Genomic DNA, 25,381 nt, shown 5'->3' with positions numbered 1-25,381 from the left:
TACGAAAGAACGTGTCTCGACTTGGCGCGACACGAAAGGCTAAAGATCACCGCGCATATAGGGGCCGCGACGCCCCTGCCGCAACATGCTAAGGGGGAATGCCATGGCCGACGCGCGGAAAATCTTTGTGTTGAACGGCCCCAACCTCAACATGCTGGGCACGCGGGAGCCGGAAATCTACGGCTATGACACGCTGGATGACATTGCCGAGCGGATGGAGGATGCCGCCACCCGCGCCCATGTCGAAATCGATTTCCGCCAGTCCAATCATGAAGGCCATCTGATCGACTGGCTTCAGGAAGCGCATGAGGAAGGCGCGCATGCCGTCATCCTCAATCCCGGCGGCCTCACCCATACCTCCATCGCGCTGCACGACGCGATCAAGGGCATCAGCGTGCCCGTCATAGAGGTGCACCTATCCAACCCGCACAAGCGCGAGCCCTTCCGCCATAAAAGCTATGTGGGCATGGCGGCGAAGGGCACGATCGCCGGTTTCGGCCCGCTCTCCTATATGCTTGCACTGGAAGCCGCGCTCGAGCTGTAACTCGTCGCTCAAAAGTTGCGCTTTGCCCCAAATGCGCATAGGCGCGGGCATCGCATAAGAGATTTTACGGTCCAGGGACTTCAAATGAACGATAAGGCTGAAAAGGGCGCAATGCAGGTCGACGTGCAGCTGGTGCGGGATCTCGCCGCCCTGCTCGACGACACCAACCTGACGGAAATCGAGGTAGAGGACGGCGATCGGAAAATCCGCGTCGCCCGCAAGGCCGCCAATGCCGTCGCCTATGCGCCCGCTCCTGTGGCAGCCCCGGCCGCTGCCGCGCCGGTGGCCGCGCCCGTCGCAGCCCCTGCCGAAGCCGCAGCTGCTGTTGCCGCCAACGCCGTTCGCTCGCCGATCGTGGGCACCGCCTATCTGTCGGCTGAACCGGGTGCCGCGCCCTATGCCGCCGTCGGCTCGACCGTAAAGGCGGGCGACACCGTGCTGATCGTCGAAGCGATGAAAGTCATGAACGCCATCACCGCGCCCAATGCTGGCACGGTCAAGGCTGTCCTGGTCGATAACGGCCAGCCGGTCGAATATGACCAGCCGCTGATCGTCATCGAATAAGGCGCGCCCATGGCCATCGAAAAGCTGCTGATCGCGAACCGGGGCGAAATCGCGCTCCGCATCCACCGCGCCTGCCATGAAATGGGCATCCAGACGGTGGCGGTCCACTCCACCGCCGACGCTGACGCCATGCATGTGCGCCTTGCCGACGAAGCGATCTGCATCGGGCCGCCCGCCGCCAAGGACAGCTATCTGAACGTCGCAGCGATCATCTCGGCCGCTGAAATCTCCGGCGCGGACGCCATCCATCCGGGCTATGGCTTCCTGTCGGAAAACGCCCAGTTCGCGGAAATCGTGGAAGCGCATGGATTGGCCTTCGTCGGCCCCAAGCCCGAACATATCCGCATCATGGGCGACAAGGTCGAAGCGAAGCGCACCGCTGGCGCGCTCGGCCTGCCGCTGGTCCCCGGCTCCGACGGCGCGCTCTCCAGCGTTGAGGAAGCAAAAGCGGTCGCCGCGAAGATCGGCTACCCCGTCCTCATCAAGGCGGCATCAGGCGGCGGCGGTCGCGGCATGAAGGTCGTGCCATCCGAAGACCTGCTCGAAACCTCGATGAAGCAGGCGGGCAGCGAAGCCAAGGCGGCGTTCGGCGACGACACCGTCTATATGGAAAAATATCTGGGCAACCCCCGGCATATCGAATTTCAGGTGTTCGGCGACGGCAACGGCAACGCCATCCACTTGGGCGAGCGCGACTGCTCGCTCCAGCGCCGCCACCAGAAGGTACTGGAGGAAGCCCCCTCCCCCGTTCTCTCCGCCGCCGAGCGCGACCGGATGGGCGAAGTGGTGCGCAAGGCGATGGCCGACATGGGCTATCGCGGCGCGGGCACGATCGAATTCCTGTGGGAAGACGGCGAATTCTACTTCATCGAGATGAACACCCGGCTGCAGGTGGAACATCCGGTGACGGAGATGATCACCGGCCTGGACCTCGTCCGCGAACAGATCCGCGTCGCCGAAGGCAAGCCGCTTTCGGTCGAGCAGGCGGATATCGAGTTCAAAGGCCACGCCATCGAATGCCGCATCAATGCGGAGGACCCCAAGACCTTCGCGCCATCGCCAGGCACCGTCACCAGCTATCATGTTCCGGGCGGCATGCATGTCCGCGTCGATAGCGGCCTCTATCAAGGCTACCGCGTGCCGCCTTACTACGACAGCATGATAGGCAAGCTGATCGTCTACGGCCGCACCCGCGAAGGCTGCATCATGCGCCTGAAGCGCGCGCTGGAGGAATATGTAATCGAGGGCATGAAGACCACGATCCCGCTCCACCAGAAGCTGCTCAAGGACCCCGAATTCCTGAACGGCGACTACACGATCAAGTGGCTGGAAGAGTGGTTGGCCCGAGAGGAATGATATATGTGCGCGGAAGGGGGGGGCTTTCCGCGCCATCTACAGACGGTTCATAAAAAGGGGGAATGGACATGCAAAAGGGAAAGATCGTTTTTACCGGGCATTTCATGGAATATTTTATCATGTCGCTCGGGCTTCTTCTTCTCTGCGTGGTCACCTTCGGCCTTGCCCTCCCCTATTATGCTTATTGGAACTTCAAATACTTCTTTTCCAATATGGAAGTTGAACTCTACCAGTCGGGCAATCCGATCGAGCAAGGGCGATAAAGGAAGTCGAAGCGATGATAGCGACCATCTGGCACAACCCCCGCTGTTCCAAATCGCGCGCCGCGCTCGCGATCCTGGAGGGGACGTCGGGGGTTGAGGTCGAGATAGTAGAGTATCTAAAAACCCCGCCCAGCCGCTCCGAAATCGAAGCGGTTCTGGCCAAGGCGGGCGTCCGCCCTTCCGAGGCGCTCCGCAAGGGCGAGCGGATCGTCAAGGAAATCGGCCTCGACGTGACGGACGACAAGGCCGTCCTCGACGCCATGGCGCAACACCCGATCCTGATCGAACGCGCCATCGTCATCACGGAAAAAGACGCCGTCATCGCCCGCCCACCCGAACGCGCAACCGAAGTCCTCTAACCCCACCCAATCCTCATCGTCACCCCGGGCTTGACCCGGGGTCCCGCTTCTTCTTCAAGAGCGCACCGCATGGATCGCGAAAGAAAAGGCGGCTGGGTCTACATCATGTCCAACCGCTATCGCGGCACACTCTATGTCGGCGTGACTTCGGACCTCCCTTCCCGCATCCACCAGCGCCGCTCGGGCACCGGCTCCGACTTCTGCGCCCGCTATGGCCTCACCCGCCTCATCTGGGCCGAACGCAGCGATGACATCGCCGCCTGCATCGAACATGAAAAGCGCCTCAAACGCTGGCGGCGAGAATGGAAATACGACCTGATCGAGCGCGCCAATCCTGACTGGCGGGACCTATTCAACCTGCTGGCATGAAAAGGCAGCGGGACCCCGGGTCAAGCCCGGGGTGACGAGATGGGTGGATTGCGGACTGGCCGGTTTAGGTCATAAAGGTCACGTTACCGACCGCCGGAGAGAGCGTGGAATGATCGAATGGATTAAGCCAACGTTCGGCGCGCTCTGCTTCGGTATTCTAATGTATATTTCGATGCTGCCTTCGATGGGGAAGCAATCACCTTGGCTCGTTGGCGGATTTTTCGTGGCCTTAGCGTTAGCTACGGCTGTTGTGACTTTTCGAGCAATCAAGCCCTACGGCATGGCCGCATTCGCGGCTTACATATTCTGCGTAGCTTCTTTCGTTTACGGCGTGGCCTTCGCCATGAGGTGAAAATGTCGGCTTTTTTGCTGTCGGCGGCAATGTCACTGTCTGGATATGGTCGTTTGACGACGTTCGCTCCAGTCGTCACCCCGGACGTGACCCTGGGTCCCGCTTCCTCCTCCCGATCGGCACCAGAGAAAAAAAGAGACCTGGGTCAGGGCCGGGGTGACGAATAACGACGCGAAAATATCGACCGTTACCCAACGACCACAGTAATCTCAAAAACCATCCTATTTCTCCAACACCGCGCGATTTCACCCTGTCCTATCCCGCATCGGCGCGCTTATCCTCGATCCCTCTTTGAAACGTCCGGCACATGCGCCCTCGCGCACACGCGCGCTCAGGCTCGCGCGCGCATATGGTGTGAACTTCGACGGAAAACCGCCATTTTTTGCCGCTGCGTTCGCCAGTCCGCAAAAGCAGCTCCTATTTTCATCTGTCCCTCCGGACAGCGTGTCCAATCACGGGGACGGCCATCTCAACCAACCCCACTGGAGCCACCCAGCATTACCCGCTATCCCCTGCGCCCATGGCCCAGAATCATCTCTACCTCGTCGACGGCAGCGGCTACATCTTCCGCGCCTATCACCAGCTTCCGCCGCTCACCAACAAGCATGGTCAGCCCGTCGGCGCGGTCTATGGCTACACCACGATGCTCTGGAAGCTGGCCGAGGAACTGGGCAAGGCGGAAGGCCCTACCCATCTCGCGGTAGTGCTGGACAAGGGCAGCCACACCTTCCGCAACGACATGTACGATCAGTATAAGGCGAACCGCCCGCCCGCGCCGGAGGATCTGGTCCCGCAATTCCCGATGATCCGCGACGCGACCCGCGCTTTCACCCTCCCCTGCATCGAGGAAGCGGGCTTCGAGGCCGACGACATCATCGCCAGCTATACCAAAGCCGCCGTCGCGGCGGGCTGGCACGTCACCATCGTCAGCTCCGACAAGGACCTGATGCAGCTCATCCAGCCCGGCGTCGACATGTACGACACGATGAAGAATGAGCGGCGCGGCGCGGATTATGTGATGACGAAGTTCGGCGTCCAGCCGGAGCAGCTGGGCGATGTCCTCGCGTTGATGGGCGACAGCGTCGACAATGTCCCCGGCATCCCCGGCATCGGCCCCAAGACCGCCGCCAAGCTGATCAGCGAATATGGCGGGTTGGAAGCCGCGCTTGAGGCCGCGCCTTCGATGAAGAAGTCGAAGATGCAGGAAAACCTCATCGCCCATGCCGACATGGCGCGCCTGTCGCGCAGGCTGGTGGCGCTGCACGACGGCATGGACCTGCCCGAACCGCTGGAGGACCTGACGTTAAAGGGCATTCCGCCTGAACCGCTCCAGACCTTCCTGGAACATCACGGCTTCAAGTCGCTCCTGACCCGCCTCGGCGCGCCCGCCGCCGCCGTCGCGGTCGCGACCGCCGCGCTCGCCGTTACGGAAAGCACGCCCCCGTCCGCCCCGGTCCTCGAAGAAGAGCCGCCGATCGACCGCAGCCTCTATGAAACGGTGGTGACGGAAGACGCGCTCGATCGCTGGATCGCCGCCGCCCATGCCGAGGGTTTCGTCGCCGTCGATACCGAAACGGACATGCTCGACTGCGTATCCTGCGCGCTCGTCGGCGTGAGCCTGGCCGTGGGGCCAAACGCGGCCTGCTACATTCCGGTGGGTCATGGCGGGAAGGACATGTTCGCGGAGAAGCCCGAACAGCTTGCCAAGGACCTCGTCCTTGCGAAGCTCAAGCCGCTGCTCGAAGACGACAGCGTCCTCAAGATCGGTCAGAACCTCAAATATGACCTGACCGTCATGCGCCGCCACGGCATCGAAATCGCGCCCTATGACGACACCATCGTCATGAGCTTCGACCTCGACGCCGGACAAAGTCTCGCAGGCCACGGCATGGACGAGGCGGCCAAGGTCCACCTCAATCACACATGCATCAGCTTCAAGGACGTGTGCGGCACCGGCAAGAGCCAGATCAGCTTCGCCGAAGTCCCGCTCGACAAGGCGACCGAATATGCCGCCGAGGACGCCGACGTCACGCTGCGCCTGTGGAAAATCTACAAGAACCGCATCGCCAACGAAGGCGCGACCCGCGTCTATGAACTGGTGGACCGCCCGCTTGTCTCCGTCATCGCGAAGATGGAGCATGAAGGCATCAAGGTCGATCGCGAAGCCCTCTCCCGCCTCTCCGCCGAATTCACCGCCGAAATCGCCAAGCTGGAAGGCGAAATCCACGCCATTGCGGGCCAGCCTTTCGCCATCGGATCGACCCAGCAACTGGGCGCGATCCTGTTCGACAAGATGGGCTACAAGGGTGGCAAGAAGGGCAAGTCGGGCGCCTATTCCACCGACGTCACCATCCTTGAGCAATTGAAGGCCCAAGGCGCGGAAATCGCCGGAAAGATTTTGGACTGGCGCCAACTGTCCAAGCTCAAATCGACCTACACCGACGCGCTCCAGGCCCAGATCAACAGGGACAGCGCCCGCGTCCACACCAGCTATTCACTGTCCGGCGCGCAGACAGGCCGCCTGTCCTCGACCGATCCCAACCTGCAAAACATCCCGATCCGCACCGAAGTGGGCCGCCAGATCCGCCACGCCTTCGTCGCCGAACCGGGCAACGTCATCCTCGCGGCAGACTACAGCCAGATCGAACTGCGCCTCGCCGCCCATATCGCCGATGTCCCGGCGCTCCGAGAAGCCTTCCTTGCAGGCGAAGACATTCACGCCGCCACGGCCCAGCAGCTGTTCGGTGAAGTGAACCGCGACACGCGCGGTCGAGCCAAGACGATCAACTTCGCCATCCTCTACGGCATTTCCCGCTGGGGCCTCGCCGGACGGCTGGAGATCAGCGCCGACGAAGCGCAGGACATGATCAGCCGCTATTATGAGCGCTTCCCCGGGATCAGCCTCTACATTACCGAAACCCTCGAAAAGGCGCGCGCGCGCGGCTACACTGAAACGCTCTTTGGCCGAAAAACATGGTTCCCGCGCATCAAAGCGCCCATCCAGCACGAGCGCCAAGGCGCCGAGCGCGCCGCCATCAACGCGCCCATTCAGGGCACCAGCGCCGACATCATCAAACGCGCCATGGCCCGCATGGGACCGGCGCTAGCGGCCGAAGGGCTGCACAATGTGAAGATGCTGCTCCAGGTCCATGACGAACTGGTTTTCGAACTGCCCGAAGCGGATGTGGAGCCAGCCAGCGCCGTCATCCGCCAAGTCATGGAAACTGCCGCCGAACCGATCGTGAAGCTCAGCGTGCCGCTAGGCGTGGAAATCGGTCACGGCCCAAGCTGGGGAGCGGCGCACTGAAGTTTCACCTCAACCCAAAACCGTCATCCCAGCGGAGGCTGGGATCTCAGGCGATAGGGCACAACCGAGCCTCACGCGATCCCAGCTTCCGCTTGGGATGACGGCCTAGGTGTTTGGGCCTATCAATTCCGCGCGTATCGGTCCTCATACCGCACGATGTCATCTTCGCCCACATAGGACCCGGTCTGCACCTCGATAAACACCATCGGGATGCGGCCCGGATTTTCGATCCGGTGAACGGCGCCTACCGGCACATATACGGACTGGTTCTCCGACAGCAGCTGAACGTCTTCGCCCACCGTCACCTTGGCCGTCCCCTCGACGACGATCCAATGTTCCGATCGATGGAAATGGCTTTGCAGGCTGAGCGAGGCGCCAGGCAGAACTGTGATGCGCTTCACTTGGAAGCGCGAGCCGACGACCAGGCTCTCATACCAGCCCCACGGCCTATGATCCTTCGGGAAAGCCTCCGCCTGCGGCGCGCCCTTGCCCTGCAGCGCCTCCACGACCAGCTTCACATCCTGCGTGCGCGATTTGTCGGCGATCAGCACCGCATCGTTCATAGCCACCGCCACGATATTGTTGAGACCGAGCCCGACCAGTTCCAACCCCTCGCTCTCCGACCGCAGCAATGTGTCGCGGCAATCCAACGCCGTCGCAGCACCCGATAGCGCCACGCCATTCTCATCCGGCTGCGAATGGCTCCACACCGCATCCCAGCCGCCAAGGTCGGACCATTCCGCATCGAACGGCACGACCGAGAGATTGTCGGCCCGCTCCATGATCGCATAGTCGATGGCGACGCTTTCCGCCTGCCCCCAAGGCTCTGCAGCCAATCGAAGGAAGCCGAGATCGCTCTCCGCCTGCTCAACGGCAGCTCGCACAGCCGACAGGATCGCAGGCGCATGTTGCTCGAAAGCGGCGATCAGGTCCTTTGCAGCAAAAAGGAAAATACCCGCATTCCACAGATAATCGCCCGTCGCCAGCATCTCCTCCGCCCGCGCCGCATTGGGCTTTTCAACGAAGCTGGCGAGCTTGATCGGCGCACCCGAACCATCCGGCTTGTTCTGTGCCTGAAGATAGCCATAGCCCGTCTCGGGCCGCGTCGGGCTGATCCCGAAGGTGACAAGGTCGCCACCCTGCGCTGCGCCCAGCCCCTTGCCCACGGCTGCATGAAACGCCGCAACATCGGGCACGACATGGTCGGACGGCGCAACCAGCATGATCGCGTCCGGCTTGCGCGCCACCAGATGCAGCGCGGCAGCCAGGATAGCGGGCGCGGTGTTGCGCCCTTCCGGCTCGATCAGGATCGCCTGCGGGTCAATATTTTCCTTCGCCAGCTGCTCGGCGATGATGAAGCGGAACAGCGAATTGGTGAGGACCAGCGGCCGGTCAAAGGAAAATCCCTGAGCCTGCCCTGAAAGACGTCGCGCGACCGATTGGAACAATGTCGTATCGCTCAATAGCGGCACGAACTGCTTGGGATAGGATTTGCGCGACAGTGGCCAGAGCCGAGTACCCGATCCTCCCGCAAGAATGACGGGCGTAACCTCGACATGAGGTGCATTGCTTGTCGACATGAAATCCTGGCCGTTAAGGTGAAGTTGGGCCAAGCTCTAATGGATCAGCCGCCAGAGGCAAGCGCTTCAAAAAAAGGACGGCACGATGGCCGTCCTAATCGAATAGTTCTTCCAGGAAGCTCTTCTTGCGCTTCTTATGATTGCGGCCGTCGTCACGATAGTCGCGGTCGGGCCGGTAATGCGCCTGCTGCGGCGCCGGAGTTGCGGCAGAGCCTGACCGCTCGATGATCTTGTCGAGTTCGCCCCGGTCCAGCCACACGCCGCGGCATTGTGGGCAATAATCAATCTCTACCCCCTGCCGATCCGTCATCGAAAGTCCGACATGACAGACCGGGCAGAGCATGGCCGACACGGCTTCGGGAGTGCGCATCATTATTCCCGTTCGCCGGTCAGGCTGAGCAGCATCTGGAACAGGTTCACGAAGTTCAGGTACAGCGACAGCGCACCCATGACCTGCATCTTCTGCGCCACTTCATGGCCAGCATAGGCGAAATATTCGGACTTGATCCGCTGCACGTCCCACGCCGTCAGACCGGTGAAGACAACTACGCCGATGATCGAGATCACCATCTGCATGGCCGATGAGTCAATGAAGATGTTGATGAGGCTCGCGCCCAATATGCCGATCAGGCCCATGATCAGGAATGAGCCCATTTTCGACAAGTCACGCCCGGTGGTATAACCCCACAACGCCATGGCAAGGAACATCACCGCCGCCGAGAAGAAGGCCTGTGCGATGCTCGCCCCAGTGAAGACCAGGAAGATGCTGGCCAGCGACACGCCCATGACGGCGGAAAAGGCCCAGAAGGCCATCCGCGCGCCAGCCGTCGTCATCTTTTCAATGCGGAAGCTGAAAAAGAACACGAACGCCAGCGGCGCGAAGATAGCCACCCATTTGAGCGGCGTGTTGAAAATCGCGGCGGCCAGCGCGGGCGTATTGCCGATGAAGGCAGCGACCAGGCCAGTGATGACCAAGCCGATCCCCATGTTACGGAAAACGCCCAGCATGTGACTACGCAGCCCGGCGTCATGTTGCGCCGCCTGTGTCGTCCCATAATTGGGTGTACGAACGGGATTGTTCACGGCGTTAAAACTCCATCCTTCAACAACAAACATCATGTGGATCGAGTGGCCCGGCGCCGTCTTCGCGAGGCTAGAGGGGGGACAGCCCCACGAACCTGCACCGAGCGCACTCGATGCGGTCCGACATCACAGCTGGATCAACTCCAACCGCCAGAGGGGCCCGGCCCGCACAGGCAATATCGGAAGTAGAACGCAGGAACGCAACCCACCGGCCCGCCAGCAACAATTTGTTACAAGTCCACGCGAGAGTTGACGGGTCAGTTGAACCGCCGCATGGCTTCGCTCCATGAGCGACCAGTTCACCCCTGCCGAGCAGCATGCCGACGCGCCCTTGCGCCTCTTCAACAGCCTGACCCGTACGGTCGAACCTTTCGCTCCGATCGACGCGAACCACGCGCGCGTCTACAGCTGCGGCCCTACCGTCTATAACTATGCCCATCTCGGCAATCTGCGCGCCTATGTCTTCACGGACACGCTGCGCCGCACGCTGCTGTGGAAGGGCTTGGACGTCACTCACATCATCAACATCACCGACGTCGGCCACCTTACCAGCGACGCCGACGCGGGTGATGACAAGATGGAGGCCGCCGCCCGTGCCCAGGCGAAGAGCATCTGGGACATAGCTGCCCACTATACCGACGCCTTCAAGCGCAACATCGCCGACCTCAACATCATGGCCCCCAGCGAATGGACCGTCGCGACCGACTATGTCCCGCAGATGATCGAGTTCGCGCAGAAGATCGCGCCGGCGCACTGCTATGAGCTGGAAAGCGGCCTTTATTTCGACAGCAGCACCGTTCCCGACTATGGCGCACTGGCGGGCGGGCGGGACGATGCTGCCCACGCCCGCATCGATCCGGTAGCGGGCAAGCGCAACCCGTCGGACTTCGCCATCTGGCGTAAGTCCCCACCGGGCGACCAGCGCCAGATGGAATGGGATTCCCCTTGGGGCAAGGGCGCGCCAGGATGGCATCTCGAATGCTCGGTCATGAGCGAGGCGCGCCTTGGTCATCCGTTCGACATTCACACCGGCGGCATTGACCATCGGGAAATTCACCATCCCAACGAGATCGCGCAGAATCAGGCTTATTGCGGCTGCAGCGATGCGCAACCCGGCTTCACCGGTGCGCGCTGGTGGATGCACAACAATTTTCTCGTCGATCGCCAAGGCAAGATGAGCAAGTCGAAGGGCGGCTTCACCACCCTCTTCTCGCTGATCGACGCGGGCGTGCATCCGCTCGCCTACAGGCTGCTGTGCCTGGGCGCCCATTATCGCAGCGAACTGGAGTTCAGCGCGGAGAGCGTCGGCGCGGCCCTCACTCGCCTCAAGCGTCTGATCATGGCGGTTGAGGGGCTGAAAAGCCGCGCCGAAGGCGTAACCTGGCAGTCGCCCCGCCTGGATTACCTCCGCGCCAACCTTCATCCCAAGCTCGCGCCGCTGCTCGAACAGTTCGACGCCGCGATCAGCGACGATCTGATGACCCCGCGCGCTCTACCACTGCTGGAAGAGGCGATTGCCATCAAGAAGGTGCCGGTCGATGAGAAGCTGTGCCTGATCGCCGCGTTCGATCAGGCGTTGGGGCTCAACCTCCTCCAGCTGAGCCGCGCGGACCTTCGGATCACGCCCAAGGACGCGCAAACGACGCCCGCCGAGGTGGAGGCGGAACTCGATCGCCGCCAGAATGCTCGCGCGGAAAAGGATTTCGCCCTGTCGGACCAAATCAGGGATGCTCTCATCGAACGTGGCATCGACGTCATGGACGGTGACCCGCAGCGCTGGGAATGGCGGCCAAGGCTAGGGTAAATCCTTTATTTACCCTATGTTACGGTTTCGTAATAATGCGCCAGTCCGTGTCGCGCGCGCGCCTGCCCGGCTGGACAGACCAGTGCAGGAAGCGCACCATCCGCTCATGAAATGGCACATTCTGACAGCTCTGCTCCTGTTCGGGAGCCCGTTGGCCACTCCGCCGGCCGTCGCCCAGCATTTCATGTTCGAAACCGGCACCACGCTGCGCGCAAAGTGCCGCAACAAGGCGCCGGAATATGCGCTGGCCTGCACCGCGTACATCGTCGGCGCGGTGGACGGCATCAAGAAGGACGTGTTCATTGGTCGCGCCCAGCCTAATTGCTGGCCTGACCGGATGCTGGCGGAAGAAGTGCGACGCATCGTCGTCGCCTATCTTGAACGCTATCCCGACCAGCGCAACGCCCCTGCCTCGGTCATCGTCAGTATCGCGCTGAACGAGCATTATCCTTGCAAGAAATGAAGCGGCGGAACTTGGTTCGCGCAGCACGTGGACAATCCGCTGCACCTGAAACCCGCCTTCTCCGCGCCGCATCCTGGATGGGGATGGTATAAACTTGCTTTGATTCCCACATGGGCGTAGGGGCGGCCACTATTTTTAGCATGAGGAGACATGACGTGACGGCGAAGTGGACGCCGGGAAGCTGGCGGGAGCATAAGGGCATTCAGATGCCCTTCTATCGTGACGCACAGGCGCTGGCCGCCGTGGAAGGTCAGCTCAGCCAATTTCCCCCGCTCGTCTTTGCCGGCGAAGCGCGAAACCTGAAGGCTGAACTCGCCAAGGTCACGACCGGCGAGGCATTCCTGCTACAAGGCGGCGACTGCGCCGAAAGCTTCGCGGAGTTCCACCCGAACAACATCCGCGACACGTTCCGCGTGCTGTTGCAGATGGCGGTAGTGCTGACCTTCGCGTCCAAGCTGCCGATCGTGAAGGTCGGCCGCATGGCGGGCCAGTTCGCCAAGCCGCGCTCGGCGGATACGGAAACGATCGGTGGCGTCGAATTGCCCAGCTATCGCGGCGACAATGTCAACGACATCGCCTTCACGCCGGAATCGCGCGAGCCCGATGCCCAGCGCATGATCCGCGCCTACAACCAGTCGGCCGCGACGCTCAATCTGCTGCGCGCCTTCTCGACCGGCGGTTATGCCAGCCTGGATCGCGTGCATGGCTGGATGCTGGATTTCATGGGCCGCAGCCCGCTCGCGGCGAAGTTCGACGCTGTGGCCGACCAGATCGGCGCGGCGCTCGACTTCATGCGCGCCTGCGGCCTGTCGCCGGAGACTGTGCCGCAGCTTGGCGGAACCAGCTTCTACACCAGCCATGAGGCGCTGCTCCTTCCCTATGAGGAGGCGCTGACCCGTCAGGATTCGCTGACCGGCGACTGGTACGACACGTCCGCGCACATGCTCTGGATCGGCGATCGCACGCGGTTCGAAGGTTCAGCGCATGTCGAATATCTGCGCGGCATCGGCAATCCGATCGGCATGAAATGCGGCCCGAGCCTTGAGCCCGACGCGCTTATTCGCCTGCTCGACGTGCTGAACCCGACGCGGGAAGCCGGGCGCATCACGCTCATCACCCGCTACGGTCATGACAAGATCGAGGCGGGCTTGCCCAAGCTGGTCCGCGCCGTGATGCGCGAAGGCCATCCGGTGGTGTGGTCCTGCGACCCGATGCACGGCAACGTGATCAAGGCGGCCAATGGTTACAAGACGCGGCCGTTCGACCGCATCCTTGCCGAGGTGCGCGGCTTCTTCGCCGTGCACCGGGCCGAGGGCAGCTTCGGCGGCGGCATCCATGCCGAAATGACCGGGCAGAATGTGACGGAGTGCACCGGCGGCGCCATCGCCATCACGGACGAGGGCCTTGCCGATCGCTACCACACCCATTGCGACCCGCGCCTCAACGCAGCACAGAGCCTGGAACTAGCCTTCCTGCTCGCGGAGATGCTGAACGAGGAACTGAAGGAGCGCCGCGCGGCGGCTTGATCCTTCAGAACGATTGAAGAGAATCCCGCCGGATATTTCCGGCGGGGTTTTTTCATGGGCCTTCCCCGCCGAGGACACGGGAAAACCAATCCTGTCACGACAGCGTCATTAACTTATGATTGTCCGCTTGCTTTGGCGGGTCAAAGCCGTAGCTTTCACCCCATGGCAAAGGAACCGGCATTGGCGACCATCGCCGTCTACAGCCTCAAAGGTGGCGTTGGCAAAACCACTTTCGCGATCAATCTGGCTTGGGCATCTGCATCCATCTCGCGGCGACGGACGCTGCTGTGGGACCTTGATCCGCAGGCTGCGGCCAGCTGGCTCATCTCCACTGACAAGCAGAGCCGCGACGCGGCGCAGGCGATCTTCAGCAAGGATGTGGAGGTGCGTAAGCTCATCCAGCCTTCGACCGTGCCCGGCCTCGACCTGATCGCCGCCGACACCTCTCTGCGCAGCCTCGACCACCTCTTTCGCGAGATGGACAAGAAGAAGCGGCTCGCAAAGCTGATTGAAAATCTGGGCAAGGATTATGACCGCATCATCCTGGATTGCCCACCCGGCCTCACTGAAACCAGCGAACAGGTACTGCGTGCCGCCGACATGATCGTGATTCCCGTCATCCCCTCGCCCCTGTCGCAACGCGCAATGGGCGAAGTAGCGCGCTACCTCGTCCAGCGCGGCGGATCGCATCCACCGATCCTGCCCGTCTATTCCATGGTCGACCGCCGCCGCGCACTTCACCGCAAGGCGCTGGAGGAACAGCCCGGCTGGCCCGCTGTCCCGATGGCCAGCATGGTCGAACAGATGACGGTGAAGAGGAAGGCGCTGGGTGCCTTCGCGGCGTCTTCACCCCCGGCGCAGGCTTTCGCAGGCCTGTGGACGACGATCGAGCGGCAGGTGCTGAAGGCGAGCTAAAAACGCTACTGAACCGCCGTTTCCCCTGAGCTTGTCGAAGGGCTCTACTTCTCTGAAAAGAAGTGAAGGGCTTCGACAAGCTCAGCCCGAACGGAAGTTATAATATACCTCAATGCGTTCAGAAGCGTACGCCCCGCTCAAGCCGCGATATCGTAGGGCCTTATCTCACCCGTCAGATACAGGTTCCGCGCCTTCGACCGGCTCAATTTGCCCGAGCTTGTCCTCGGCAAGGTACGCGGCGGCACCAGCTCCACGACACAGTTCATGCCCGTGATCGCCCGCACCCGCTCGCGAATCTGGTCACGCAGCCGCGTACGCTCATCATTGTCCGACGTGCGGCAATGCACCAGCACCGCAGGCGCTTCCTCGCCGCCCGGCGTGGTGATCGCGAAGGCCGCGATGTCGCCCTGCTTGAAGCCCGGCAGTTGCTCAACGGCCCACTCAATATCCTGCGGCCAGTGATTCTTGCCATTGATGATGATCATGTCCTTGGCGCGGCCGACAATGTAGAGATAGCCGTCGCTCAGATATCCCATGTCGCCCGTGTCCAGCCAACCATCCGCCATGCAGGCGTCGGTAGCCTCCTGATCGCGGAAATATCCGACCATCAGCGACGGGCCAGTGGTCCAGACCTTGCCGATCTGCCGCTCGTTCAGCAGTCCGCCGTCCTCATCACGAATTTCCACAATCATGTCGCGCGCGGGCTTGCCGCAATTGACGATCGAACGAAAGCGTTGCGGGCGTCCCTCGGTCGCGTCGCCGCCCGACAGGTCGGTTTCCTCGACCAGCTCGACGATGATACCCTCACCTGGCGGCATGATGGTGACCGCCAACGTGGCTTCGGCCAGACCATAGCTCGGCAGGAAAGCCTTGGGCGAGAAACCCGCATCAGCGAAGGCGTCGACGAAGCTCTGCATCACGTCGGGCCGGATCATGTCCGCGCCATTGCCCGCGAGCCGCCAGCGCGACAGGTCGAACCGATCCTGAGCCTTCGTCTGGCTCGACATGCGCCGTGCGCAAATGTCGTAGCCGAATGTCGGCGAATAGCTGATCGAGGTGCCTTCATTGCGGCTGATGAGGTCCAGCCACGCGAGCGGACGACGGGCAAAATCCTCGGTCTTCATATAATCGGTCGACACCTGGTTAGCGACGACGGACAGGAAGCAGCCGACTAGACCCATGTCATGATACCAAGGCAGCCAGCTGATGCAGCGATCGCTATCCTGCACCTGCATGCCATGGCTGTGCGCGGCGAGGTTGCTGAGCAGCGCATGGTGCGTCACCGCGACGCCATGGGGGAAGCGGGTCGAACCGCTCGAATATTGCAGATAGGCGATTTCCTCGCCCTTCGCCTGCGGCAGATCGCAGGCCACGGCCTCCCGCGCGATGAAGTCCTCGAAAGCGATGCTCTCGACATCCTTCTGACGGCCTGACTCACCCGCCATCTCTTCCAGCTCCTTGGGGAAGAGGAACAGCATCGGATCACAGCTATCCAATTGGACATTCAGCTGGTCGATATAGCTTTCCTTGCCGCCAAAGCTGGTGGGCAGCGGCAGCGGCACCGGCCACGCACCGGCATAGATAATGCCGAAGAAAAGTTGCGCAAAGTCCGTACCCGTTTCGGCCACCAGAGCCACGCGATGCTCCGGCTTCACACCATGGGCGATCAGGCGGTGGGCGCATGCGATGGCATCGGCGCGCAGTTCGGCAAAGGGATAGGGTCGCGCCAGATTGCCCCGCGCATCATGAAAATTCAGCCCGCGCTGACCCTGCGCCGCATAGTCGAGCGCCTCGCCCAGCGTCTCGAAATCCGAGAAGCGCCGGGGAAGGGCGTCATTGGTCGGCGTCGGTGCCATCATGCTTTGCGAACCCGTCATATTGGTTTCACCCAATTTCAATCTTGTCATCCGGGCGCGCCGCTATCATCTTTGACGCGGCAATGCACCGGATAGTTGCATTCCAGCTTGGCCTTCTACAGCATGAGGCGCGGTAAAATTCCGGCCCCACTGTGGCATAATCAAGGCGCCCGTCGCATAAACCATTGCCATGAAGGCGCTCATATGACCGGCAAACGCCCCCGACCGCCGCTGGATGGCGATAGCCTGCGCGATCTGGCCCTGCGTTACGTCGGCCGTTTCGCGACGAGCCGGGCGAAGCTGCTCGCTTATCTCAACCGCAAGTTGCAGGAACGCGGATGGGCTGGCGAAGGTCCGCCCGCGCCGGAACGGCTCGTCGAGCGATTGGCCGAACTGCGCTATGTCGATGATCGCAGCTTTGCCGTCATGAAAAGCGCGGCGCTGACCCGTCGCGGCTATGGCGCACGCCGCGTTGCACAGACCCTGCGCGCCGATGGCATAGCGGACACTGATCGGGAAGAAGCGGACGCTCAGGTCGATAACGACAGCTGGGCTGCGGCCGATCGTTTCGCCCGCCGCAAACGCCTCGGCCCCTATGCCACGGCAGCAACCGATCCTAAGCAGCGTGAAAAGGCCATCGCCGCTTTCCTGCGCGCAGGCCACAGTTTCGACACTGCCCGTCGCTGGACGGACGCTGCTCCAGGCGAACCGCCAGACCCCGACCAGTGACGGCGCGCCATGGGGCTTCGCAAAATCTGTGGCGCCACTACTCCCGGATAGGCTAGCACAGCAGGATGCGGATCGCCTTTCCCTTGCTGGTCGCGGTTTTAGCCGCCTGTTCTCCCACTCAGCCCAAGGCGGAAAAGACCGCCAGCCCTACAAACCAGCAGACCAATCTGCTCCCCCTTGAAATCCGTACGGACTTGGGAAGGCATCGTTTTGCGGTGGAAACCGCCATCTCCGAAAAGGAGCAGGAAAAGGGCCTGATGTTCCGCAAGTCCCTGGATGCAAATAGCGGCATGCTCTTTCCCATGTCGCCGCCCCGCACCGCCAGCTTCTGGATGAAGGACACCCTGATCCCGCTCGACATGATCTTCATCCGCACCGACGGGGTGATCGCCTTCATCGCCGCCAATGCCGCACCCTATTCACGCGTGCCGGTGTCCGCTGGCGTTCCGGTGGCGGCCGTCCTTGAACTGCGAGGCGGGCGGGCCGCTGAACTCGGCATCGCCGAGGGCGACAGCGTATCTTGGGGCAGCTGCGTCGATCCTGCGGTCAAAAGCCCCGCCAACCTCGATTTCTGCCCGCCGCGCACCCGCTGACGCCATATCCGCCTTGCCAATCCCCCACAGCAGGCGCTAAGCGCTTGCCCCATGGGAATCCTGGCCAAGATCTTCACCTGGTGGAATGGCGCGACCATCGGCACCGCACTTTATACCTCCCGCAAGGGCAAGAAAGTGGGCGAGGACCATCAGGGCAATGTCTATTATGAAGGCGGCACGGACGTGCACGGCCACACCCGCCGCTGGGTAATCTACAACGGCAATAACGACGCTAGCCGCGTGCCTGCGGAATGGCATGGGTGGCTGCATCACACGATCGAAGGAACGCCGGAAAGCTTCCTCCCCCCGCCCCGTATCTGGGAACGGGATTTCACGCCCAACGCGACTGGCACTCCCAATGCTTACCGGCCCACGGGTGCGCTGGAAAAGGGTGCGCAGCGCCAGCGCGCGACCGGCGATTATGAAGCGTGGAGCCCCGGCGCATCATGACCCTGCGCCCGGCGGGGACGGTCCTGCCGATCCTGCCCCTCGCCCTGCTGTTGTCGCTTGCGGCCTGTGGCGGCGATGAACTTCCCACTGCGAACCAGACCGGCCCCGTGAAGATCGAGGGGCAGAAGATTCGCAATGGCGATTCTTCTGCCCTGCCTGGCACGCCCATGGCGAATCGCGTCGCGGTGATCGGCCTGCTCAACAAGCGCAACGGCATCACCACCGACCTCACGATGAAGCCCGGCGACGCCTTACGCGTAGGCGACGCAATCGTCCGCCTGCAGGCGTGTGAGATGACCGCCCCCTGGGAAAATGTTCACGAAACCGGGGCTTTCGTTCAACTCGATGTGCGCAGCACCGCCGACAATAAGTGGCGCCGCAACTTTTCGGGCTGGCTGTTCAAGGAACGGCCCGACCGCAACGTGGTGCAGCATCCGATCTACGATGTATGGGTAAGAAGCTGCACGATGTCCTGGCCGGAAAGCGGCCCCGACACGGTCAAGCTCGGCGGCAAAGGCGAACCCCCATCGGACGCGTCTCCGCCGAGCGGCGCAAATGCCAGTTCGGCCCAGCCCCCCGAACCCCCGGCCAATGCCGAGGAACGGCCCGCGCCTAGCGGCACATCGCCCAGAGCACCTGCCAACAGCCCCAGATAATCCTTCTGGCTGATTTCTATCGCGCCCAATGACCGAAGATGGTCGGTCATGAATTGGCAGTCGAGCAAGGTGAAGCCTGAAAAGAGCATGCGGGCGGTGAGCCAAGCTAGAGCGACCTTTGAAGCATCGGTTTTTCGAGACACCATGCTTTCGCCGAAAAAGGCTTGGCCCAAAGCGACGCCATAGAGGCCGCCCGCCAGCTCATCGCCATCCCAGACCTCGATCGAATGCGCAAAGCCGATCTCGTGCAGATGCCGGTATGTCTGCTCGATCTCCTTGTTGATCCAGGTCGACGGCCGATCCTCCGCCGCCTGCGCGCATAGCGAGACAATAGCGCCAAAATCGCGGTTGGCAGTCACGCGGAAACGCTCCTGCCGGATCGTCTTGGCCAGCGAATGGGACATGCGAAAGCCATGGAGCGGCATGATCGCTCGCCGCTTGGGCTCAATCCAATAAACCTCCTCCGCATCCCGGTCATCGGACATGGGAAACACGCCGATGGAATAGGCCTGCAGCAGGACCAGAGGATCTATCGTCATTGGATGAAGGCTTAGCGAGACGATGGCACGGGCGCCAGAGGGGCTTTGCCGCAATTCTAAAACGTAGCTCCGCAATGACATCGAGGGGTGGATTGCAGTCATAGCCCCTCCCTTGAAAGGGAGGGGAGATAAAAAGAGTCGGATTTTGGTCGTCAGCCGACAAGTCGGCCTGTCCCAACCCGTTCGGCGACCTACCTCTCACCCCTCACTTTCAGCGCGAATAAACCGCAGCACTCCTGCCATCCGCGCAAGCCCGCCATTGTCACTCGGATGGTTTTTGCCATCCAGCACGGGCACCTCATCGAAATCAAAGGGGCTCATTCCCTCAAGGCATGCCACATTCACCCCATATTCGTTTGCATTGGAGCGGCGCTGGTGGTGCGTGTAGATGCCACATCGCGAGCAGAAGAAGTGCTCCGCCGCTCCCGTATTGAAGCGATAGCTCGTCAGCATATCGGCGCCCCGAACGACATGAAGCCCGTCCAACTTCGCCGTGACAGCTACGGCGCCCCGCATCCGGCAAAATGAGCAGGTGCATCGGCGGGCGCTGTCGAGGCCATTGCTCAGCTCAACCTCGAACCGGACGGCCCCGCAATGACACTGGCCGCCATGTCTGCTTGCATCCGCCATCGCCTGACCTCCCTCGACTTGAACTGAACCCATAAACAAAAAGGGCGAGCTTTGCAGCCCGCCCTCTTACCTATCCCACTGGACGGCGCGCCTTAGTAAACGCGCGCCTTGGGCTTGATATATTCGGCCTCATCGGTGAGCGTGTAGTCATGCACGGGACGGTAATCGAGCGACACCTTGCCGCCCTTGCCGCCCCAGCCTTCGAACCAGCTAACGGTGTGCTTCATCCATTCGGCGTCGTCGCGGTTCGGGAAGTCCTCATGCGCATGGGCGCCGCGGCTTTCCTTGCGGTTTTCCGCGCTGACCATGGTGCAGACCGCCTGAGACATGAGGTTGTCCAGTTCCAGCGTCTCGATGAGGTCCGTGTTCCAGATCAGCGAGCGGTCGGACACGCCCACATCCTGCATGCTCGCATTGACCTGCGCCATCTTAGAGACGCCTTCACTCAGCAGAGCGCTGTCGCGGAAGACGGCGGCGTGCTTCTGCATGGTGTGCTGCATTTCCAGACGGATCTTCGCCGTCGGCGAACCACCCTTGGCGTTGCGGTAGTGATCGAGACGCGAGAGCGCCAGATCGGCCGCATCGGCGGGAAGCGGACGATGCGAGCCATTGGGCTTGATCGTTTCCTTGAGGTGCAGGCCGGTAGCGCGGCCGAACACGACAAGGTCGATCAACGAGTTGGAGCCCAGGCGGTTCGCGCCATGCACCGACACGCAGGCAGCTTCGCCGACCGCATAGAGGCCCGGCACCACGACTTCCGGATCGTCGCCGACCTTGGTCACCACCTGGCCATGATAGTTACAGGGGATACCGCCCATATTGTAATGGACGGTCGGAGTCACCGGAAGCGGCTGACGGGTCAGGTCAACGCCCGCAAAAATCTTGCCGCTTTCGGTGATACCCGGCAGACGCTCCGCCAGCACCTTGGGATCGATATGGTCGAGGTGCAGGAAGATGTGATCCTTGTTCGGACCCACGCCGCGCCCTTCGCGCATTTCCATCGCCATCGAGCGCGATACGACGTCGCGCGATGCCAAGTCCTTCGCGGAAGGCGCATAGCGCTCCATGAAGCGCTCGCCCTCGGAGTTGGTCAGATAACCGCCCTCGCCACGCGCGCCTTCGGTGATCAGCACGCCCGCGCCATAGATGCCGGTCGGGTGGAACTGCACGAATTCCAGGTCTTGCAAAGGCAGACCAGCGCGCAGCACCATGCCGCCGCCGTCGCCGGTGCAGCTGTGTGCCGAAGTGGCGGAGAAATAGGCACGTCCATAACCGCCGGTCGCCAGCACCACCGCCTTGCTGCGGAAGCGATGGATCGATCCATCCTCCATGCAGATGGCGATCACGCCACGGCATTCCTTGCCGTTCGGGCCGTCTTCCATGATCAGGTCAATAGCGAAATATTCGATGTAGAAGTCCGCGTCATACTTCAGGCTCTGCTGATAGAGCGCATGAAGCATGGCATGGCCGGTACGGTCGGCGGCGGCGCAGGTGCGCTGCACCGGCGGGCCGGCGCCCATATTCTGCATGTGACCGCCGAAGGGACGCTGATAGATCGTGCCATTCTCGTTGCGGCTGAACGGCACGCCGGCATGTTCCAATTCGATCACGGCGGCGGGCGCTTCACGCACCATATATTCGATCGCGTCCTGGTCGCCCAGCCAGTCCGACCCCTTGACGGTGTCGTACATGTGCCAGGTCCAGTGGTCGGGCGAGTTGTTACCCAGGCTCGCCGCGATGCCGCCCTGCGCCGCGACGGTGTGCGAGCGAGTCGGGAACAGCTTGGTGATGCAGGCGGTCTTCAGGCCCGCTTCGGCGCTGCCCATGGTCGCGCGAAGGCCCGAACCGCCAGCGCCCACCACGACCGTGTCGTAGGTGTGATCGATGATCTTGTAGGCTTCGCTCATTACTTGACGATCCCCGTGAAGGCGATCTTGGCGATCGCGAAGATGCCAGCGGCGGCGCCAGCGATGGTGTAGAAGTTCAGCAGCAGGATGCAGAAAAAGTTCAGCCCCTTGTCGTGAACATAATCCTCCAGCATCACCTGCATGCCGAGGCGCAGGTGATAGAAAATGCTGACCAGCATCAGCATCAGCGGCACTGCTACCAGCGGATTGGCGATCCAGTTGCGGACGCTCTCATAATCGAGCCCCGGCAGGCTCACGAGGCTGAAGATCAGCCACAGAACGAGCAGCAGGTTGCCGACAGCGGTGTAACGCTGTGCCAGCCAGTGATGCGCGCCATGCCGCGCCGAGCCCAGGCCACGGACGCGGCCAATTCCGGTTCCCGTACCCATCAGATTTTCCCCGAAAAGATGGTGGCCCACAGCGCCACGGTGGCCAGCGTAGACAGCACCGGGATCACCAGCGACCATGTCTTGTTGGTGTTGAGCTCATAGCCCGCACCCATATCCAGCACGAAGTGGCGCAGGCCCGACATCAGATGCTGGAAGAAGAACCAGCTGATGCCGATCATCACCAGATAACCAAGCGGCGAAGTGGCGCATTTGATGAAGGTGGCATAGGCTTCGGGACCGATCGCAGCGGCCATCAACCACCAAACCACGCCCAGAATCCCGACCGTGGCCAGACCGTTGCCGGTCACGCGGTGCAGGATGGAGATGGCCATAGCAGGCCCCCATTTCCAGATCGTCAAATGCGGCGAGAGCGGCCGGCTCGTGGTTCGCGCCATATCTACCTACGTCCCTGATGCTTGTCCCTGATTCCCGTCCCCTTAAGAGCGAACGGTCAAGAGGGCAAGCCGCGCTGGCAGAGGGACCGGGCGATCACGGCTAAGAACTGATTAACCAGATCGCGCTATGACCCGACGGACAAACAAGAGAATTGAGGTTTGCCGCATATGACGTCCGTCGCACCAGCGAAGAGCGCAATGATCGCCAGCATGGCGGAAATAGATCCCACCGGCGAATTGGCCGCGGGGCTTCGCGAGATTCGGGACATGATAGGCGACGGCGCGTCGATCGCGGCCCGTACCTTCTTCGACAGCTACATGGATCAATCTCATCTGCGCAGCGTCTTGGCCGCCTCCACGATCGCCAAGATCGAAACCGAAGCACATGAATATGTGCGGCAGAAGCTCAGCTTCTATGAGGCAGGCAGTTGGGCGGGCAGCTCCATCGCCTGTGTCCGATTGGCCCGCAAACGCGGCTTGCCCCTGGGCCTCGTCCTGACGGCGGTATCGGAAGCCAACAAGCAGTTGACCAACCTCGTCTGGCAAAAGGCGGCGGATGATGCCACCCGCCAGCGCCTTGTAAACATCATCACCATGGTCAGCATGGTCGATGCCAGCATGATGACCAACGCCTTCGCGGGCGACGAGGCAGAAGCGCAGCGCAACGAACGGCAACGCATCGGCACCCTATTCGAACAGCGGATCATGGGTGAGATCGACGGCGCTTCCCAGCTCGGCGAATCGCTGCGTGAACAGGCGAAGGATGCCTCTGCCGCCACACGCGGCATGTTGGGCAAGGCTTCGGAAGTCGCCGCCGCCGCCGAACAATCGGCAATCGCGATGCGTGAAGCAGCCCGCACCTCGGCAGGGCTGATCCGCGCAATCGAGGATGCTCGCACGGAAGTCGAAAGCGCCGCAGATGTTGCGCAGCGTGCCGCCCGACAGTCGGGCGATGCGGTGACGATGTCGGCAACTCTGACTGAGCATGCGAAATCGATCGAGTCGATCCTGGGCCTGATCCGCGACATTGCGGGCCAGACGAACCTGCTCGCTCTCAACGCAACCATCGAAGCGGCGCGCGCAGGCGATGCTGGACGCGGCTTTGCCGTCGTGGCGCAGGAAGTGAAGAGCCTAGCCAACCAGACGGCGCGTGCGACCGATGAAATCGCAGGCAAGATCGCGGATATTCAGGCTTCGACGCGGCAGTCGGTGGAAACCAATGAACGAATCCGCGATACGGTTGGGGAAGTGCAATCAAGCGCCGATCGCATCCGGCATGCCATGGACGCCCAAGCCCAGACCGTTACCATGATCACCGCCGCTGTCGATGAGACGGCGCTGGCGGCCGACTCCATGTCCAGCACCATTTCCGCCATCCGTCAGGATACGGAAGTCGTTGCTTCCGAGATCGACCAGCTGGAACGCGGCTTCATGAGCGTGGAGGGCAAGCTTGCCAGCCTGCGTGCCGCATCATCCGATTTTGGACGGCAGGTGGCCTGAGTTTCAGGGAAAAGACAGCCGGAGAGCGACTGAAGCCCTCTCGACTTCCCCTTCCCGCTTGAAGCTTCTAAAGGGCGCGGCATGACTGATGCCGCGCCCTCTTCCGTCCAAAGCTGGAAAGTCACCTTGCCCTGCACCCGTGCCGAGGCGGAGGCGTTGGACGGTGACATCGCGGGCTTCGCGCTCATGGACAAGCCGCCGGTGCTGATGACCAGCGAGGCCGCGCCGGATGATGAAAATGCGTGGCAGCTTGATGCCTATTTTGAAGGCAAGCCCAGCCCCGCCGCGATCAAGCTGCTCCGTACCCTGATCCCCAGCGCGGGCGGCACCAAGCCCCTGATCGAACAGTTGCCCGATGAGGATTGGGTAACCCTGAGCCAGCAAGGATTGGAGCCAGTCACGGCCGGACGCTTCCACATCCGCAATCTTGCCAGCAACGCGGAGCAGCCGGGCCACGTCAATTTCCTGATCGAAGCGAGCCGCGCCTTTGGCACCGGGCAACATGAGACCACCGCAGGCTGCCTTCTGATGCTGGACCGCATGCGGCAGGTTGGCATGCGCTTTGGCAATGTGGCGGACATTGGCACGGGCACCGGATTGCTCGCCTTCGCAGCGCTCCATTTGTGGCCCCATGCCTATGCCACCGCTTCCGACATCGACCCGATCGCCGTCGACATCAGCGCGGAAAATGCTGCGGCCAACAACATCGCGGTCGGCAAGGGTCAAGGCCAACTGGCGCTGTATGTCGCGGCGGGCGTTGATCACCCTGCAATCGCGACGCGCGCGCCCTATGATCTGCTGATCGCGAACATACTCGCTGGCCCGTTGATCGAACTCGCCCCCTCGCTTTGCGCGCTCGTGGAGGAAGGTGGCACCATCCTGCTCGCCGGATTGCTGAAGGAACAGGCGGAGGCCGTTCTGTCAGCCTACCGCGCTCAGGGCATGCGGCTGGCCGAACGGGTGGACAATGGCGACTGGCCGACGCTGCGGCTACGCAAGCGTCCCCGTATCGGCTGGAAACGTCCAACCCGGCTGGATAGGCAGGCGCGCGGTGAGGCGCCGGGGTTCGGCAGCCTCTAAAGCCGCACGAGCAACGGATGGCCCTTGCTCACTCATCCGGCTGACTAGGGCGCCGCGAACCCATTTCAAGACGTGATGCAACATTGCCACAGTTCGTTGTGCAATGCGGTATGTCGTTGTTTGTGATGCTTTACTCTTCCCGCTCAGGCTCCCTAAAGCGCGCTCAGACAAC

The 25,381-nt window shown here is 62.0% G+C and carries 26 protein-coding genes and 1 pseudogene; 18 read left to right on the top strand and 9 right to left on the bottom strand.

Annotated elements, in window-relative coordinates; all coding sequences use genetic code 11:
- Positions 1–103 precede the first annotated feature (103 nt).
- The 8 genes from aroQ (at position 104) to polA (ending at position 7,114) form a co-directional block, all read left to right on the top strand.
- Positions 104–544 carry a type II 3-dehydroquinate dehydratase gene (gene aroQ, locus ACZ5ZH_RS00875; RefSeq protein ID WP_460987493.1) on the top strand — a complete coding sequence of 147 codons (441 nt, stop codon included), beginning with the start codon at positions 104–106 and terminating at the stop codon, positions 542–544.
- 84 nt (positions 545–628) lie between these two features.
- Positions 629–1,108 (top strand): acetyl-CoA carboxylase biotin carboxyl carrier protein, encoded by a 480-nt coding sequence (accB, locus tag ACZ5ZH_RS00870; RefSeq protein ID WP_464771873.1) that lies wholly within the window; start codon positions 629–631, stop codon positions 1,106–1,108.
- Positions 1,109–1,117: 9 nt separating this feature from the next.
- Positions 1,118–2,464 (top strand): acetyl-CoA carboxylase biotin carboxylase subunit, encoded by a 1,347-nt coding sequence (accC, locus tag ACZ5ZH_RS00865; protein WP_464771872.1) that lies wholly within the window; start codon positions 1,118–1,120, stop codon positions 2,462–2,464.
- 68 nt (positions 2,465–2,532) lie between these two features.
- On the top strand, positions 2,533–2,727 hold the full coding sequence (locus ACZ5ZH_RS00860; RefSeq protein ID WP_464771871.1) for a hypothetical protein: 195 nt from the start codon (positions 2,533–2,535) through the stop codon (positions 2,725–2,727).
- Between the two features lie 14 nt (positions 2,728–2,741).
- The gene (arsC, locus tag ACZ5ZH_RS00855; protein WP_464771870.1) at positions 2,742–3,086 is read left to right on the top strand and encodes an arsenate reductase (glutaredoxin); all 345 of its coding nucleotides are present in this window, start codon (positions 2,742–2,744) and stop codon (positions 3,084–3,086) included.
- A gap of 69 nt (positions 3,087–3,155) precedes the next feature.
- Positions 3,156–3,455 carry a GIY-YIG nuclease family protein gene (locus ACZ5ZH_RS00850; protein ID WP_464771869.1) on the top strand — a complete coding sequence of 100 codons (300 nt, stop codon included), beginning with the start codon at positions 3,156–3,158 and terminating at the stop codon, positions 3,453–3,455.
- 109 nt (positions 3,456–3,564) lie between these two features.
- On the top strand, positions 3,565–3,807 hold the full coding sequence (locus tag ACZ5ZH_RS00845) for a hypothetical protein (RefSeq protein ID WP_449471279.1): 243 nt from the start codon (positions 3,565–3,567) through the stop codon (positions 3,805–3,807).
- 520 nt (positions 3,808–4,327) lie between these two features.
- Complete coding sequence (gene polA / locus ACZ5ZH_RS00840) at positions 4,328–7,114, top strand: DNA polymerase I (RefSeq protein ID WP_464771868.1); 2,787 nt, start codon at positions 4,328–4,330, stop codon at positions 7,112–7,114.
- Between the two features lie 122 nt (positions 7,115–7,236).
- Here polA and ACZ5ZH_RS00835 read toward each other — a convergent pair whose 3' ends face one another.
- The 3 genes from ACZ5ZH_RS00835 to ACZ5ZH_RS00825 all read right to left on the bottom strand — a co-directional run bounded on the left by ACZ5ZH_RS00835 (position 7,237) and on the right by ACZ5ZH_RS00825 (position 9,777).
- Complete coding sequence (locus ACZ5ZH_RS00835) at positions 7,237–8,694, bottom strand: mannose-1-phosphate guanylyltransferase/mannose-6-phosphate isomerase (RefSeq protein WP_464771867.1); 1,458 nt, start codon at positions 8,692–8,694, stop codon at positions 7,237–7,239.
- A gap of 94 nt (positions 8,695–8,788) precedes the next feature.
- Positions 8,789–9,064, bottom strand: coding sequence for a TFIIB-type zinc ribbon-containing protein (locus tag ACZ5ZH_RS00830; protein WP_464772564.1), 276 nt, complete (start codon positions 9,062–9,064; stop codon positions 8,789–8,791).
- 2 nt (positions 9,065–9,066) lie between these two features.
- Positions 9,067–9,777: a Bax inhibitor-1/YccA family protein gene (locus ACZ5ZH_RS00825; protein WP_464771866.1), complete on the bottom strand. Its 711-nt coding sequence runs from the start codon at positions 9,775–9,777 to the stop codon at positions 9,067–9,069.
- Between the two features lie 286 nt (positions 9,778–10,063).
- On the opposite strand from ACZ5ZH_RS00825, the gene cysS reads away from it, so the two are divergent.
- The 4 genes from cysS to ACZ5ZH_RS00805 all read left to right on the top strand — a co-directional run bounded on the left by cysS (position 10,064) and on the right by ACZ5ZH_RS00805 (position 14,485).
- Positions 10,064–11,581 carry a cysteine--tRNA ligase gene (gene cysS, locus ACZ5ZH_RS00820; RefSeq protein ID WP_464771865.1) on the top strand — a complete coding sequence of 506 codons (1,518 nt, stop codon included), beginning with the start codon at positions 10,064–10,066 and terminating at the stop codon, positions 11,579–11,581.
- A 184-nt stretch (positions 11,582–11,765) separates the two neighbouring features.
- Positions 11,766–12,044 (top strand): Rap1a/Tai family immunity protein, encoded by a 279-nt coding sequence (locus ACZ5ZH_RS00815; RefSeq protein ID WP_460988162.1) that lies wholly within the window; start codon positions 11,766–11,768, stop codon positions 12,042–12,044.
- A 155-nt stretch (positions 12,045–12,199) separates the two neighbouring features.
- The gene (locus ACZ5ZH_RS00810) at positions 12,200–13,570 is read left to right on the top strand and encodes a class II 3-deoxy-7-phosphoheptulonate synthase (RefSeq protein WP_449471192.1); all 1,371 of its coding nucleotides are present in this window, start codon (positions 12,200–12,202) and stop codon (positions 13,568–13,570) included.
- A gap of 162 nt (positions 13,571–13,732) precedes the next feature.
- On the top strand, positions 13,733–14,485 hold the full coding sequence (locus ACZ5ZH_RS00805) for a ParA family protein (RefSeq protein ID WP_464771864.1): 753 nt from the start codon (positions 13,733–13,735) through the stop codon (positions 14,483–14,485).
- A 137-nt stretch (positions 14,486–14,622) separates the two neighbouring features.
- On the opposite strand, the gene ACZ5ZH_RS00800 is transcribed toward ACZ5ZH_RS00805, so the two are convergent.
- Positions 14,623–16,344 carry a fatty acyl-AMP ligase gene (locus ACZ5ZH_RS00800; protein WP_464772563.1) on the bottom strand — a complete coding sequence of 574 codons (1,722 nt, stop codon included), beginning with the start codon at positions 16,342–16,344 and terminating at the stop codon, positions 14,623–14,625.
- 201 nt (positions 16,345–16,545) lie between these two features.
- Here ACZ5ZH_RS00800 and ACZ5ZH_RS00795 point away from each other — a divergent pair, with 201 nt between their 5' ends.
- The 4 genes and pseudogenes from ACZ5ZH_RS00795 to ACZ5ZH_RS00780 form a co-directional block, all read left to right on the top strand.
- Entirely contained in the window at positions 16,546–17,070 is a 525-nt protein-coding gene (locus ACZ5ZH_RS00795) for a regulatory protein RecX (protein ID WP_464771863.1), read from the top strand.
- Positions 17,071–17,135: 65 nt separating this feature from the next.
- Positions 17,136–17,663: a DUF192 domain-containing protein gene (locus ACZ5ZH_RS00790; RefSeq protein WP_464771862.1), complete on the top strand. Its 528-nt coding sequence runs from the start codon at positions 17,136–17,138 to the stop codon at positions 17,661–17,663.
- 51 nt (positions 17,664–17,714) lie between these two features.
- Positions 17,715–18,113, top strand: a complete 399-nt coding sequence (locus tag ACZ5ZH_RS00785) for an NADH:ubiquinone oxidoreductase subunit NDUFA12 (RefSeq protein WP_464771861.1) — start codon at positions 17,715–17,717, stop codon at positions 18,111–18,113.
- A pseudogene (locus ACZ5ZH_RS00780) lies at positions 18,110–18,517 on the top strand (DUF2155 domain-containing protein); the annotation flags it as partial. The gene ACZ5ZH_RS00785 and the pseudogene ACZ5ZH_RS00780, both read left to right, overlap by 4 nt.
- A 35-nt stretch (positions 18,518–18,552) precedes the next feature.
- Here ACZ5ZH_RS00780 and aat read toward each other — a convergent pair.
- From aat to sdhC, 5 genes are all read right to left on the bottom strand, one after another.
- Positions 18,553–19,308, bottom strand: a complete 756-nt coding sequence (aat, locus tag ACZ5ZH_RS00775) for a leucyl/phenylalanyl-tRNA--protein transferase (RefSeq protein WP_464771860.1) — start codon at positions 19,306–19,308, stop codon at positions 18,553–18,555.
- A 198-nt stretch (positions 19,309–19,506) separates the two neighbouring features.
- The gene (locus tag ACZ5ZH_RS00770; RefSeq protein WP_460987478.1) at positions 19,507–19,938 is read right to left on the bottom strand and encodes a GFA family protein; all 432 of its coding nucleotides are present in this window, start codon (positions 19,936–19,938) and stop codon (positions 19,507–19,509) included.
- Positions 19,939–20,030: 92 nt separating this feature from the next.
- A complete protein-coding gene (sdhA, locus tag ACZ5ZH_RS00765) occupies positions 20,031–21,845 on the bottom strand; it encodes a succinate dehydrogenase flavoprotein subunit (RefSeq protein ID WP_464771859.1) in 1,815 nt (604 codons plus the stop codon).
- Positions 21,845–22,234, bottom strand: a complete 390-nt coding sequence (sdhD, locus tag ACZ5ZH_RS00760) for a succinate dehydrogenase, hydrophobic membrane anchor protein (protein WP_196225341.1) — start codon at positions 22,232–22,234, stop codon at positions 21,845–21,847. Before sdhD ends, sdhA begins: the two co-directional genes overlap by 1 nt.
- Positions 22,234–22,629, bottom strand: coding sequence for a succinate dehydrogenase, cytochrome b556 subunit (gene sdhC / locus ACZ5ZH_RS00755; protein ID WP_460987475.1), 396 nt, complete (start codon positions 22,627–22,629; stop codon positions 22,234–22,236). The genes sdhD and sdhC overlap by 1 nt, the downstream gene beginning before the upstream one ends.
- Positions 22,630–22,797: 168 nt before the next feature.
- Here sdhC and ACZ5ZH_RS00750 point away from each other — a divergent pair, with 168 nt between their 5' ends.
- Together ACZ5ZH_RS00750 and ACZ5ZH_RS00745 are read left to right on the top strand one after the other, a co-directional pair.
- The gene (locus ACZ5ZH_RS00750) at positions 22,798–24,129 is read left to right on the top strand and encodes a methyl-accepting chemotaxis protein (RefSeq protein WP_196225339.1); all 1,332 of its coding nucleotides are present in this window, start codon (positions 22,798–22,800) and stop codon (positions 24,127–24,129) included.
- Between the two features lie 81 nt (positions 24,130–24,210).
- Positions 24,211–25,209: a 50S ribosomal protein L11 methyltransferase gene (locus ACZ5ZH_RS00745; RefSeq protein WP_464771858.1), complete on the top strand. Its 999-nt coding sequence runs from the start codon at positions 24,211–24,213 to the stop codon at positions 25,207–25,209.
- Positions 25,210–25,381: the final 172 nt, after the last annotated feature.

It is taken from the genome of Sphingobium sp. TomMM7A, assembly GCF_055397305.1.
The sequence above is the reverse complement of the archived record's forward strand: the minus strand, read 5'-3'. Positions and strand labels throughout refer to the sequence as shown.